Source organism: Nocardioides sp. W7, from assembly GCF_022919075.1.
Classification (GTDB): Bacteria; Actinomycetota; Actinomycetes; order Propionibacteriales; family Nocardioidaceae; genus Nocardioides.
The window spans coordinates 4069704-4082181 of the sequence record NZ_CP095078.1 but is presented as its reverse complement, the minus strand read 5'-3'; the positions used below and the strand labels follow the sequence as shown (position 1 = coordinate 4082181).

The following is a 12478-nucleotide window of genomic DNA, read 5'->3' as shown; positions in this document are numbered from 1 at the left end:
ATGCGCAATGTAGCGGCAATCACGTCCATCGTGGTCGGAGTCATCATGGTGATCGCCGGGGTCGCCACCTGGGTGGTCATCTCCACCACCTTGGCGGACCAGAAGATCACCGTCGCCGACGACGCCGACTGTGCCGCAGGCGACGACGTGAACGGCCCGATCTCGGCGTACTGCCAGGCGGACGTCATCGACCACCACACCCAGGAAATCACCGGCGGAAAGACCTACGCCGAACTCGACCGGGAAGATCCGGTCCGAGAGACCGCGATGGACTCCGCGTTCCTGCAAGCGTCCTTGTTCACCTCGGTCGTCGCCTTCGGGGTCGCAGGCATGGCGGTCGTCCTCGGCATCGTCCTCACCCTGATCGGCTTCGGGATGCGCGCACCTGCTCCTGAGCGCGCGGATACCGCCGCCGCGACCTAGGTGGCGGTTGTCCGACCCAGTGGTTAGTCGGAGAGACCGCGCCCGGTCGCGTACTCCACCCAGTCACCCGCCCCGACGTCGGGACATGCCGCTGAGGCGGCAACGCGCGTTGCCTGGGCGTCGGCGGGGAACCGACCACCTTGCCGGACGCGGTCGAGGTTCACGTCCTGCTCAGCACGGCCGTCGGGGTAGCGGACGTCGTAGCGGACGACGCGGCGCTGGCCACGCAGGAGGCGGGTCTCAGTAGTTGCCGTTGCTCGAATCGCCACGGGTCCCGCCTCAGTCAATGGTGATGCTCGTGATCGGTGCGCCCGGCGGAAGCGACCTGACCTGACCGTGAATCTCGCCCGCCAGGTTCACTGATACGACGAAGTCCGAGATCTCCAGGTTCTCTGTCGAGAGTTCTCCGCCCAGAACCGGCGGAACTCTGAATGACGGACCTGATCAGTCGCGGGCATCAGCCGACGGCTTCGGCGTCCTTCCCCGCCCGATCATGAGGTACTCGTCCTTTGCCGATGGGCTGTTGATGTTGGCTTGGAGTGAGGCAGCGTCCGGCCAGACCCGATGCAGCTGCCCTCCTACCGTGTCCAGGAACCAGAACGAGCCGTCCTCAGCCTGCAAGAACACAGCGCCGAACGCGTTAGTCAGCGACGGCGACATGTCGGCGAGCCCTTCGAGCCAGTCCCACGACGCCAAGGCTTGGGCATAGGTGTCGGCGCCGAAACGGCGGATCATCTCCATGCCGTCTCCTAGAACTACGGTGCATTGCCACGGCGCTGATGGTCGTCGGCATGGCAGTGGTCGGATCGGTGACGGCGCTCATCGCCACGTGGCTGGTCCGAAACGTCCAGCGCGACGAGAGCCGCCGGAGGTGGCGGCCTGTGGAAGAACACTCCAATCGAACTGGTGTTCGACTAGAATCGTGGTGACAACCCGCACCGTCGTGGAGCTCTCGGAGGCTCGCATGGACCACCCGATCCTGGTCGCCACCCAGGTCATCGACAGTGCCCTGAAGTCCGTGGCCGACGTGAACGCGGCGTTCATGACCACCCGCGACAAGGGCGCCGCCCTGGTCGAGCTCGCGGCCCTCGAGGACCGGGTGGCTGAGCTGCGCCTGCGGGTCACCGCCGACGCCGGTGACGTGGCCGAGGAGACCGGGGCGCGGGATGTCGGGGCCTGGATCGCCGCGGCCACGCGGCGCCGTCGGAGTGACTGCGCGGCCGACCTGCGCCTCGCGGTGGCGTTGGCGGATCGGCCGGTGCTGGCGGCGGCGCTGCGTGACGGCCAGGTCAACCTCGGCCAGGCCCGCGCGATCGCTGGCGCCTTGGCCGACCTGCCGGCCGCCGTCGACCGGTGCGTGGTCAACGAGGCCGAGACGGCCTTGGTGGGGTACGCCGCCCGCTTCGATCCGATCGAGCTGCGTCGCCTGGGTGGCCGGATCCTCGACGTCGTCGCCCCGGAGATCGCCGAGGGTGTCGAGGCCCGCCAGCTGGCCGACCTCGAGGCCTCCGCGCACCAGCGGATGCGCCTGGGCATGCGGTCTCAGGGGGACGGGACCACCCGGATCAGCGGACTGATCCCGGACGCCTCGGCCGCCCGGCTGGCGACCTACCTGCACGCCTTCACCAACCCCCGCCGCGACGACGCCCATGCGACCGAACCCGCGGAGTCGCGGCGGACTCCCTACGGCCGACAGGCCGCCCGGGCGTTCTGTCAGCTCCTGGAGACCCTCGACCCGTCCCGGCTTCCCATCCACGGCGGCGACGCCACCACCCTGGTGATCACCATGTCGCTGGACTCCCTGCGAGGCGAGCTCGGCACCGCGACGCTGGGCAACGCGGCTCCGGGCGACTCGGTCGACCGGATCACCGCCGATGAGGCCCGCCGCCTGGCCTGTACCGCGAAGCTGGTCCCCGTCGTCCTCGGCGGGAAGGGCGAGGTCCTCGACCTCGGCCGGTCGCAGCGGCTGTTCACCCGGGCCCAACGCCGGGCGCTGGCCCTCACCGATCACGAATGCCGCGCCGACGGGTGCCACATCCCGGCGCCGTGGTGCGAGGCGCATCATCGACATCCCTGGTCAGCCGGCGGGCGCACCGACCTGGCCGACGGGATGCTCCTCTGCTCCCACCATCACCACCGGGCCCACGACCCGACGTACGCCGCCGATCGACTCCCGGACGGCGGAGTCCGCTTCCACCGACGGACGTAGCTGACCCGGCTGTCATTGACGGCCATTGACGGCCATTGACGGCCATTGACAGCCAGGTCGGCCGTCGAGTTCGTGCCGACAGAATGATCCTGCGCGTCCAGGTCGGCTCCGGTGTGCACGGCACTTCCATCAACGGTCAGGACGATCGCGACGAGATGGGGATCGGCGGGGAGCCCGCCGAGTTCGTCACTGGCCTGGCGCGAGTGCCGCGAGGCATTGAAGGGACAAGCGAGATCGAGTTCGAGCAGTACCAGCGGCACACCGTGTGGGACGAGCCGGGAGGGCTGAGCAATCGCTCGGGTGCCGGCGACTTGGACGTGATGGTCCGCTCGACGCTCAAGTGGTGCCGCCTTGCCCCGTGCGTCGGGAACGGGGTCGTTGCGGGGCGCGCCGTCAGTGGGCGTGGGTCGCCACGGTCCGGCCCTCGCTGGCCTGGACGACGACGAATCCCTGACCGCTGAAGGCGAGCTGGAAGGCCTCGCCGGAGCCGCGACCGATGAGGGCACCGGCTCCCGCGGTGCGCCGTACGGTCGTGGTGAGGGAGGAGGACCAGGCCACCGCCGACTGGATGTCGGCGTACGTCGGGGCGTCGACGTTGAGGACGACCGGTGCGCCGTGCGTGGTGATGGCGACGGTGCCGGTCCCGGTGAAGGTCGTGTTGAAGACGCCGCCGGCCATCATCGAAGCGCCCTCCACCCGCTTGATGTCCCAGGTGAGGGAGGTGTCGAAGGCCAGGACGTTGCTGCCGTTGACCGTGAGGGCGTCGTTGTCGAGGTTGACCAGATGGATCTCCATCGCGTCGTCGGCGAAGAAGACGTCTCCGCGGCCACTGACCTTCATCAGTGGCATGCCCTCACCGGTGAAGGCCTTCTTCAGGAACTTCCCCATGCCACCGGAGCCCTGGTAGGCAAAGTCGACCTGTCCTTGGTAGGCGATCATCGCGCCCTGCCGTGCCATCACCTCCCCGTCGAGCGCGACCCGCAGCATCCGGGAGTTCTGCAACGAGAAGCGGTCCCCGCTTGCCGACTCGAGGTTGGTGCCGAACAGGTCGCTGCGCATGGGTCTCCTCCGGATCGAAGCGCGGTCTGTCGCAGGCTACGCGTCAGCCGAGCGGCGCGAACTGGGACACGATGATCCCGTCGCCGCCGCGCGTGTCCACGCTGGCCCGTGGAGACCTGCTCCGGGCGTCAGAGCAGGTTGCCGACGTTGAAGATCGGCAGGTAGAGGGCGACGAGCATGCTGCCGACGATGACGCCGAGGAAGGCGATCATCAGGGGCTCGACCATCGCGCTGAGCTGCTCGGTGGTGGCCTCGACCTCGGCGTCGTAGAAGTCGGCGACCTTGTGCAGCATCTCGTCGATGGCGCCGGACTCCTCGCCGGAGGCGATCATCTGCTGGACCATGGTCGGGAAGATCGGGTGGTCGGCGAGCGGACCGGCGAGGCTCTCGCCGCGGCGTACCGAGTCGCGCACGTCGGCCAGGGCGTGGGTGACGACGATGGAGCCGGTGGTGTCGGCGACCACGTCGAGGGACTGCAGGATCGGCACGCCGGAGCCGAGCAGGGTGCCGAGGTTGCGGGCGAAGCGGGCCAGCGCGAGCTTCTGCACCAGGCCGCCGAAGACCGGCATCCGCAGCTTCAGCGGGTCCCAGACGTTGCGGACGCGCTCGGTCCGGTTGTACTTCCGCCACCAGGCGACGAAGGCGACGATCCCGATGACCACGGCGGGTACGACGTACTTCATCGTCCCCGCGACCATCAGCAGGATCCGGGTCGGGAACGGCAGCTGCCCACCGAGGCTGGTGAAGATGCCCTCGAAGGTCGGGACGACGAACACCATCATCGCGGCGCACATCACGATCGCCATCACGAACACGACGACCGGGTAGGTCATCGCAGACTTGATCTTCGCGCGCAGCTTGACCTCCTTCTCGAAGTTGTCGGCGACCTGGTTCATCGCGCGGTCGAGGAAGCCACCGGCCTCGCCGGCCTTCGCGAGGTTGACCATGATCGGCGGGAAGGCGGGGTGCCTCCCCATCGCTCCGGAGAGGCTGGAGCCCGCCTCGACGTCCTGCTTGACCGCGCGCAGCACCCTGCGCAGCTCGACGTTGTCGACCTGCTCGGAGAGGATCGTGAGCGCGCGGAGCATGGTCAGGCCGGCGTTGATCATGGTGGAGAACTGGCGCGAGAAGATCGCGAGGTCCTTGAGCCTGATCCGCTTGGGCAGCCCGAAGGAGATCTCGCGCTGGAGCCCGGCGTTGGCCAGCCGCACCTCCAGCGGGGCGTACCCCATCGAGATCAGCTTCTCGGCGACCGCGGCCTCGGTGGGCGCCTCGACCCTGCCCTCCACCAGCTTCCCGCTCTGGTCGCGGACCTTGTAGGAGTACGTCGTCGTGCTGGCTGCCATGTCGGCCTCCTGGGTCGGCTGGAAGGGCTCTGCGGGTGGCGTGGGTCAGGCGCCGGCATGCTGCGCAGCGAGAGCTCAGGACCAGCCGGGGGTCGGGCGCACCGCGGCGGACCGGGCGAGGGTCTCGAAGTCGTGGCGGTCCGAGCAGGCCTCGAGGCCGGTCTCGAAGGTGATCCGGCCGGCCTTCACCAACGCCGAGAGGTGCGAGTTGAGGGTCTGCATGCCCTCCTTGGCGCCGGCCTGCAGCGAGCCCTGGATCTGGTTCAGCTTGTCGTCGCGGATCATCGCCCGGATGCCGGGGTTGCAGACCATCACCTCGACGGCGGCCGCGCGGCCCAGGCCGTCGGCGGTCTTGACCAGGTTCTGGCAGACGACGCCCTGGAGGGTGGCGGCCAGCTGGGTGCGGATCTGCTGCTGCTGACCGGCGGGGAACACGTCGACGACCCGGGAGATCGTGTCCTGGGCGGACTGGGTGTGCAGGGTCGCGAAGACCAGGTGCCCGGTCTCGGCGGCGGTCAGGGCGACCTGGATGGTCTCCAGGTCCCGGAGCTCGCCGACCAGGATCACGTCGGGGTCCTGACGCAGCACGTGCTTGAGCGCGGCCTGGAACCCGTGGGTGTCCTCGCCGACCTCGCGCTGGTTGACGATGCAGCGCTGGTGCTCGTGGAGGAACTCGATCGGGTCCTCGATGGTGACGATGTGACCGCTGGTGGTCCGGTTGATCCGGTCGATCATCGCCGCCAGGGTCGTCGACTTGCCGGATCCGGTGGCGCCGGTGACCAGCACCAGGCCGCGCCGGAGCTCGGTGAAGCTGGTGATCACCGGCGGCATGCCGAGGTCGTCGAGGGCCTTGATCTCCCACGGGATCAGCCGCATCACCGCGCCGGTCGCCTCCCGCTGCTGGAAGATGTTGACCCGGAACCGGGCGCAGCCGGGGATCGCGTAGGCGAAGTCGAGCTCCAGCTCCTCCTCGAAGTCCTTGCGCTGACGCTCGGTCAGCACGCCGTACAGCAGGTCCTGCAGCTGCTTGGCGTCCATCGGTCCGTAGCCGTGCAGGGGGACCATGTCGCCGCGCAGCCGGATCGTCGGCGGCGCGTTCTGGGTCAGGTGGAGGTCCGAGCCGCCGGCGCTCATCAGGCCGAGCAGCAGGTCGTCGAGGACGACCGGCGTGGCGGCCGGCGCGTGCACGGCCGTGATCGCGTCGAGGGTCGCGAGCGGGCTCGCCACCGTCGCCTCGGGCCGGGGCCGGGTCGGCATGGTCCGGACCGGGGCCGGTGGCGCCAGCGTGGCGGTTCGGGCCACCGGAGCCGGGGGCGGGAGCGGGGGCGGGGGCGCGGGGGCGGTGCGAGTGGTCGTCGACCGAGGCGCCTCGGGGCGGGGCAGGGTCGTCGGGAGGCCGAAACGGCTCCGGATCAGGTCGGACACGATTCCTCCGGCGGACGATGGGGATCTACCACCTCGGTCATCGGCGCCGGGATCGCGGGACTTGAGGGTCCCGGTCAGATCACGACGACGCGCAGGACCTCTTCGATCGAGGTGCGGCCCTGGGCGACCTTGGCCCAGCCGTCCTGCTTGAGACCGACCATCCCGCCGTCGTACGCCGCACGCGCGATCGCCTCCGTGGAGGCCCGGCTGACGGCGAGGTGGGCGATCTCCTCGGTGACGGTCATGACCTCGTGCAGCGCCATCCGGCCGCGATACCCGGTCCGGGCGCACCGGGCACAGCCCACCGGCCGGAACAGCGTCGGGATCCCGCCGTCCTCGGCGGGCGAGAAGCCGACCCGGACGAGCTCGGCCGGCTCCGGCTGGTAGCTCTCCTTGCAGTGCGGGCACAGCGTGCGGCACAGCCGCTGGGCCACCACGGCATCCATCGCGGAGCCGACCAGGAACGGCTCGATGCCCATCTCCACCAACCGGGTGACGGCCGAGGGCGCGTCGTTGGTGTGCAGGGTGGAGAGCACCAGGTGACCGGTGAGCGCGGCCTCGACGGCGATCTGTGCGGTCTCGTGGTCACGGATCTCGCCGATCAGCACGATGTCGGGGTCGGAGCGCAGGATCGAGCGCAGCGCGCCCGCGAAGGTCAGACCGGCCTTCTGGTTGACCTGGACCTGGTTGATCCCGGGCAGTCGGTACTCCACCGGGTCCTCGACCGTGATCACGTTGACCTCGGTCCGGCTGAGCTGGTTCAGGGTGGCGTAGAGGGTCGTCGACTTGCCCGACCCGGTCGGCCCGGTCGCCAGGATCATGCCGTAGGGCTTGGTGTAGGACTCCCGGTACCGCTCGAAGTTGCCGTGGCTGAAGCCGAGGTCCTCCAGCCCCAGCCGGGTCTGGCTGTTGTCGAGGATGCGGGCCACGATCTTCTCGCCCCACACCGTCGGCAGCGACGCCACGCGCAGGTCGATGCGGCGCCCGCGGTGGTTGAGCGACATCCGGCCGTCCTGCGGCACCCGCCGTTCGGCGATGTTCATCTCGGCCATGATCTTGAGTCGCGAGATGACGCCGTTCTGGATGTTCTTGGGGGAGCGGTGGGCGTCGACGAGCACGCCGTCGATGCGGTAGCGGACGCGCAGCTCGTTCTCGGCGGGCTCGATGTGGATGTCCGAGGCGCGGTCGCTGATCGCCTGGTCGATGAGCAGGTTCACGAACCGGACCACCGGTGCCTCGTCCGAGACCTCGGTGAGGTCGGCGAGGTCGCCGTCGTGGCTGTCCTCGTCGGTGGTCAGGCCGGAGGTGAGGTCCTGCAGCTCGCCCTCGGCTCGGTAGACCTGCCCGATCTTGGTCACGATCTCGGCCCGGTTGGCGATCACGAACCGGATGTGGCGGCGGGTGATCCGGGTCAGGTCGTCCTTGAGCTCGATGTTGCCCGCCTGCCGCACGGACACCGCCACCAGCAGCTCGCCGTCCTCCTGCCTCAGCGGGAGGACCGCCGAGCGGTGGGCGTAGTCGGCCGGCAGCAGGGCGGCCGCACTGCCGTCGACCGGGTAGTCGGTGAGATCGACGTACCCCAGACCGGCCGCAGCGGCGGTCGTGCGCAGCAGGTCCGTCCGGTCGACCGCGCCCTGGTCCAGGAGCACCTCGACGACGGGACGGCCCTCGAGCCCCGCCCGGTCGGTGGCGCGGCGCAGGTCGTCCTCGGTGATCAGGCCGTGCTCGAGGAGGACGTGGGCGGTCTCGCCGGCCGGTGCGGGTGCGTTCATGGGTCACTCCTGTGGGATGAGCGCCAAGGCGGCGCGTGGGTCCTCGCGGTAGCGCAGGATCAGCTCGCCGGTCGCCTCGTCGATGCGCTCGTGGAGCGCTCGGCGGTACGCCGTGAGCTGCCGCTCGGCCAGGTCCAGGCGCGCCAACGCGTCGGCGAGCCCGTCGTCGTCCTCGTGGTCCACCCGGGCGAGGCACATCTCGGCGAGCTCGGGCAGCTCCGGGAGCGGGTCGGCGGGCTTGACGTCGAGCAGCACCCGACGGACCCGACCGGTGGCCGTATCGCCGAGGGCCCGGGTGAGGTCGTCCAGCGTGAGCGAGTGTCCGGCGCTCGACTGGGCCTGCAGGACGTCCGTGCGGGCGTGCACGAGCCGGCGCCAGTACGACACCTTCTCCTCCTCGGCCTCCAGCTGGAGCCGGTAGGCCCGCAGCCGGGGCAGGTCGAGCTCGACCAGGTCCGCGCTCGGCATCGCCGGCGCCAGGCTCGAGCGCCGGACCGGTCCCGCCTTCTTCGACCCCCGCTCGGCCATCAGGACACCCGCGCGCCCTGCAGCGCCGGCACGCCACCGGCGCGCTTGAGCATCACCGAGAAGTCGTGCGGACGGCTGCTGCTGGCCGTGGCGACCTCCGGGCTCACCTCGCCCTGGCGGACCAGGCTCACCAGGTGTTGGTCGAAGGTCTGCATGTCGGAGAAGCCACCGTCCGCGACGATCTCCGGGATCAGCTCGGTGCGGTCGGGATGGGCGATCGCCTCGGCGAGCCGGGGGGTGTTGACCGCGATCTCCATCACGGCGGTGCGCCCGGCGCCGTCGATCCGGGTGACCAGCCGCTGGCAGACGATGCCCCGCAGCGAGGAGGCGAGCGCGTGTCGGACCTGCTGGTGCTCGGTGGCCGGGAAGAACTCGATGATCCGCCCGACCGTCTCCTTGGCATCCTTGGTGTGCAGCGTGGACAGCACCAGGTGCCCGGTCTCGGCCGCGGAGAGCGCGCTGCGCACGGTCTCGGCGTCGCGCATCTCCCCGATCAGGATGACGTCGGGGTCCTGACGCATCGCGGCGCGCAGCGCCGAGGACCAGTCACTCGTGTCGGTGCCGACCTCGCGCTGGGTCACGCTGGCCAGCTTGTCCTCGTGGATGGTCTCGATCGGGTCCTCCAGGGTCAGCACGTGCACCGGTCGGCTCTCGTTGACGGCGTCCACCATGCCGGCCAACGTCGTCGACTTGCCCGATCCCGTCGGTCCCGTGACCAGCACCAGCCCCCGAGGCTCCAGCGCCAGCCGGCGGACGATGTCGGGCATCCGGAGCTCGTGCAGCGAGGTGGGCGACTCACCGACCAACCGCAGCACCGCGCCGACCTCGCCGCGGGTCTGGAACACGTTGACCCGGAAGCGGCCCACGCCGTCGACCACGAGGGCGTAGTCGGCCTCGTGGTGCAGGTCGAAGTGCGCGGCCGTCTCGGCGGTCATGGTCTCGCGGACCAGGACGTCGACGGCGGCGGGGGACATCGCCTCGACCTCCAGGGGCACCAGGGACCCGCCGATCCGGACCCGCGGCGGCCGGGACGGCCTGAGGTGCAGGTCGGACCCGCCGTTCAGGACGACGGCACGTAGGTAGGGCGTGATCTGTGGACTCACCCGGACGCTCCTCAGGACATGGGGGGAAAGACAGCGTCATCAACATCGGCAGCGAGCCTGCCGCACTTGAGCCCGTATCGGACCAGCACACGCCCGTCGCACTGAAGCCCCGGCCGAGGCTCAAGTACGGCGCCGGCAGGACCGAACACCTCGGTGAAGCCACCGCCACCGGAGGACACGCCATGCCATCCACCCTGATCGGGCTCGACGTCGGTACCTCCGGCGTGCGCGCTGTCGAGCTGGTCCCGCGGCGGCGCTCCTTCGCCGTCAAGCGGTTCGCCGAGGTCCCGTTGCCCCGGGGGGCGGTCCGCGCCGGCGCCGTCGTCGACTCCGCCGTCCTCTCCGAGTCCCTGCGCGACCTGTGGTCCGTGGGCCGGTTCCGGAGCAGGCGGGTCGTGCTGGGCATCGCCAACGCGGGGGTGCTGGTGCGCCAGGTGGACCTGGACTGGATGCCGCCCGAGGACTTCCGCAGGGCGCTGCGCTACCAGGTCCAGGACGTGCTGCCGTTCCCGGTGGAGGACGCCAACCTCGACTACTACCTGCTCGGCGAGCCCGAGCTGCCCGACGCCCAGGGCGTGCTGCACCGCAAGGCCCGGGTGCTCCTCGTGGCGGCGGCCCGGGACCTGGTGGACTCCCTGGTCACGGCCGTGCACGGCGCCAGGCTGCACGTGGACGCTGTCGACCTGATGCCCTTCGCCCTCGTCCGGGCCCGCACCCCGGACGGCCTCACGCCCGCCGGTGCCGTCGAGGCGATCGTCGACATCGGCGCCGACCTGACCTCCGTCGTCGTGCACGCCGGGGGAGTCCCGCGCTTCGTCCGGGTGATCGCCGGTCTCGGCGGTGACACGATCACCCACGCGGTCCAGCAGCGCTACGACTGGACCTGGGACGACGCGGAGAGCACCAAGATCGCCCTCGGTCTCGGCGGTCTCCCCGCGATCCCCGCCGACCCCCGGGTGCCGGCCGAGGGCCCGCACCCGGCGCAGAGCACGATCGCGGCGGCCGCCGACCAGCTGGTCGCGGAGATCGAGGCGACCCTGGACTTCTACCGCACGTCGACCATGGACCCGTACGGCGCTCTGGAGGCGGTCTCCATCGACCGTCTGCTGCTCACCGGCGCCGGTTCGCGCCTCGGTGGCCTGGACGCCCTGCTCGGTGAACGGCTCGGTCTGGCGGTCTCGTCGCTGGACGTGCGCGAGCACCTCCGGGTCGGTCGCTCCGAGCTCGATCCGCAGCAGGTCACCGCGCTCGCCGTACCGGCCGGGCTGTGCGTGGGGGCTGGACGATGATCGGTCGTCGGGCCACCCAGCACCCCGCCCCCGGGCTGCCCGGGGTCAACCTGCTCTCCCCGGCCGCCTTCGGGCTGATCGCCGTGCACCGGTTGCGGCGCCGGTTCGTGCTCGGCGGGGTCGCCCTGCTGACGCTGATCGTCGCCGTCGCCGTGGTGCAGCAGCTGCGGATCCGCACCGCTCAGCAGGACGTCGACGCGGCTGCGCAACAGACGAGACAGCTGACCGCGTCCGTCGCCGAGCTGAAGCCGGTGCAGACCTACGTGGCGGGAGTCCGCGCCCAGGTCACCACCGCGCAGGAGACGATGTCGGGCGAGATCTTCTTCTCCGACGTCCTGTCCGGCGTCGAGAGGGCGTTGCCCGCCGGCGCCGAGCTGGACACCCTCACCGTCGCCCTGGCCGACCCGGCCGCGGCCACCGAGGAGGCCGCGGCGACGACCTCCGCGTGTCCCGGACCGGACCCGTTCAACACCTTGGTGGTGGCGGGCTGCGTCTCCATCGCCGGCACGGCGGACAGCCGCGCCGGCGTCGGGGAGTTCGTCGTCGCCCTGTCGAGAGACGCCCTCTTCGTGGAGCCGTTCATCACCACGACGACCGTCGCGGACTCCACCCAGGTCGCCTTCAGCGGCTCGGTTGGCCTGTCCGAGAAGGTCTTCAGCGGTCGCTACGCCCGGCTCGCGGCCGACCTCTTCCCCGAGGGGGACGAATGAGACCGAGGACCCCGGCCGGGAACAAGCTCGTCGGTGCGGTCGCCCTGCTGCTGGTGGCGGCCCTCGGCTGGCTCCTGGTGGTCGGTCCGCGGACCGACAAGCTGACCGAGACCCGTGCGGAGGTCGTGATGGTCCAGGACCGGAACGACGCCCTCGGCCTCGAGCTGACCCGGTTGCGCCGGCAGGCGGAGGACCTGGGAGCCACCCGCAAGGTCGCGCGCCGGCTGGCCGAGCAGCTTCCGCCCACGGCCGACCAGCCCGGGCTCTTCACCGCGGTCACCGCGGCCGCGGTCGACGCCGGCATCGGCTCCGACGGGGTCACCACCCTGTCCCCGAGCGCGCCGACCCTCGGCGGGCCCGACCCGGAGACCGGTGCCGTGAGTGCGAGTCCCGCGGCGGCCACGAACCAGCTGGGCCGGCAGGAGGTCACGGTGAGCGTGGCGGGCAGCTACGACCAGACCGTCCGGTTCCTGAAGAACCTCGAGCAGATGGCCCGGGCCTACCTGGTGACCTCGGTGAGCCTCAGTGGCCAGGACGGGACCTACGCGACCACGGTGCTCGGGAGCATGTTCGTCATCCAGCCCGTCCCCGAGCCCTAGCACCGCCCCACCCGA

12 protein-coding genes are annotated in these 12478 nt (G+C 70.7%); 5 read left to right on the top strand and 7 right to left on the bottom strand.

Translation table 11 applies throughout. The features are described from left to right. The first annotated feature begins 45 nt into the window (after positions 1-45). Positions 46-423 (top strand): aromatic ring-opening dioxygenase LigA, encoded by a 378-nt coding sequence (locus tag MUB56_RS19290; protein WP_244928631.1) that lies wholly within the window; start codon positions 46-48, stop codon positions 421-423. A 444-nt stretch (positions 424-867) separates the two neighbouring features. Here MUB56_RS19290 and MUB56_RS19285 read toward each other — a convergent pair whose 3' ends face one another. Further along, on the bottom strand, positions 868-1164 hold the full coding sequence (locus MUB56_RS19285; RefSeq protein WP_244928630.1) for a hypothetical protein: 297 nt from the start codon (positions 1162-1164) through the stop codon (positions 868-870). 223 nt (positions 1165-1387) lie between these two features. Here MUB56_RS19285 and MUB56_RS19280 point away from each other — a divergent pair, with 223 nt between their 5' ends. Beyond that, the gene (locus MUB56_RS19280) at positions 1388-2632 is read left to right on the top strand and encodes an HNH endonuclease signature motif containing protein (RefSeq protein ID WP_244928629.1); all 1245 of its coding nucleotides are present in this window, start codon (positions 1388-1390) and stop codon (positions 2630-2632) included. A gap of 393 nt (positions 2633-3025) precedes the next feature. Here the strand turns inward: MUB56_RS19280 and MUB56_RS19275 are convergent, their stop codons facing one another. From MUB56_RS19275 to MUB56_RS19250, 6 genes are all read right to left on the bottom strand, one after another. Then, entirely contained in the window at positions 3026-3691 is a 666-nt protein-coding gene (locus MUB56_RS19275; RefSeq protein WP_244928628.1) for an AIM24 family protein, read from the bottom strand. Between the two features lie 128 nt (positions 3692-3819). Next, positions 3820-5037, bottom strand: coding sequence for a type II secretion system F family protein (locus tag MUB56_RS19270; protein ID WP_244928627.1), 1218 nt, complete (start codon positions 5035-5037; stop codon positions 3820-3822). 75 nt (positions 5038-5112) lie between these two features. After that, entirely contained in the window at positions 5113-6294 is a 1182-nt protein-coding gene (locus tag MUB56_RS19265; RefSeq protein ID WP_244928626.1) for a type IV pilus twitching motility protein PilT, read from the bottom strand. A 242-nt stretch (positions 6295-6536) separates the two neighbouring features. Continuing rightward, positions 6537-8234, bottom strand: a complete 1698-nt coding sequence (locus tag MUB56_RS19260) for an ATPase, T2SS/T4P/T4SS family (RefSeq protein ID WP_244928625.1) — start codon at positions 8232-8234, stop codon at positions 6537-6539. Between the two features lie 3 nt (positions 8235-8237). Then, entirely contained in the window at positions 8238-8762 is a 525-nt protein-coding gene (locus MUB56_RS19255; RefSeq protein ID WP_244928624.1) for a hypothetical protein, read from the bottom strand. Continuing rightward, positions 8762-9865, bottom strand: a complete 1104-nt coding sequence (locus tag MUB56_RS19250) for a PilT/PilU family type 4a pilus ATPase (RefSeq protein WP_244928623.1) — start codon at positions 9863-9865, stop codon at positions 8762-8764. The genes MUB56_RS19255 and MUB56_RS19250 overlap by 1 nt, the downstream gene beginning before the upstream one ends. Positions 9866-10047: 182 nt before the next feature. On the opposite strand from MUB56_RS19250, the gene pilM reads away from it, so the two are divergent. The 3 genes from pilM to MUB56_RS19235 are packed head-to-tail and all read left to right on the top strand — an operon-like array spanning position 10048 to position 12463. Further along, the gene (gene pilM / locus MUB56_RS19245) at positions 10048-11154 is read left to right on the top strand and encodes a type IV pilus assembly protein PilM (RefSeq protein ID WP_244928622.1); all 1107 of its coding nucleotides are present in this window, start codon (positions 10048-10050) and stop codon (positions 11152-11154) included. After that, the gene (locus tag MUB56_RS19240) at positions 11151-11864 is read left to right on the top strand and encodes a hypothetical protein (protein ID WP_244928621.1); all 714 of its coding nucleotides are present in this window, start codon (positions 11151-11153) and stop codon (positions 11862-11864) included. Before pilM ends, MUB56_RS19240 begins: the two co-directional genes overlap by 4 nt. Continuing rightward, a complete protein-coding gene (locus MUB56_RS19235; RefSeq protein WP_244928620.1) occupies positions 11861-12463 on the top strand; it encodes a hypothetical protein in 603 nt (200 codons plus the stop codon). Before MUB56_RS19240 ends, MUB56_RS19235 begins: the two co-directional genes overlap by 4 nt. Positions 12464-12478: the final 15 nt, after the last annotated feature.

Coding starts and splice junctions, on each gene's coding strand:
- MUB56_RS19290 (WP_244928631.1), top strand. CDS start 46: ATGGTGATCGCCGGGGTCGCCACCTGGGTGGTCATCTCCACCACCTTG.
- MUB56_RS19285 (WP_244928630.1), bottom strand. CDS start 1,164: ATGGAGATGATCCGCCGTTTCGGCGCCGACACCTATGCCCAAGCCTTG.
- MUB56_RS19280 (WP_244928629.1), top strand. CDS start 1,388: ATGGACCACCCGATCCTGGTCGCCACCCAGGTCATCGACAGTGCCCTG.
- MUB56_RS19275 (WP_244928628.1), bottom strand. CDS start 3,691: ATGCGCAGCGACCTGTTCGGCACCAACCTCGAGTCGGCAAGCGGGGAC.
- MUB56_RS19270 (WP_244928627.1), bottom strand. CDS start 5,037: ATGGCAGCCAGCACGACGACGTACTCCTACAAGGTCCGCGACCAGAGC.
- MUB56_RS19265 (WP_244928626.1), bottom strand. CDS start 6,294: ATGCCGACCCGGCCCCGGCCCGAGGCGACGGTGGCGAGCCCGCTCGCG.
- MUB56_RS19260 (WP_244928625.1), bottom strand. CDS start 8,234: ATGAACGCACCCGCACCGGCCGGCGAGACCGCCCACGTCCTCCTCGAG.
- MUB56_RS19255 (WP_244928624.1), bottom strand. CDS start 8,762: ATGGCCGAGCGGGGGTCGAAGAAGGCGGGACCGGTCCGGCGCTCGAGC.
- pilM (WP_244928622.1), top strand. CDS start 10,048: ATGCCATCCACCCTGATCGGGCTCGACGTCGGTACCTCCGGCGTGCGC.
- MUB56_RS19240 (WP_244928621.1), top strand. CDS start 11,151: ATGATCGGTCGTCGGGCCACCCAGCACCCCGCCCCCGGGCTGCCCGGG.
- MUB56_RS19235 (WP_244928620.1), top strand. CDS start 11,861: ATGAGACCGAGGACCCCGGCCGGGAACAAGCTCGTCGGTGCGGTCGCC.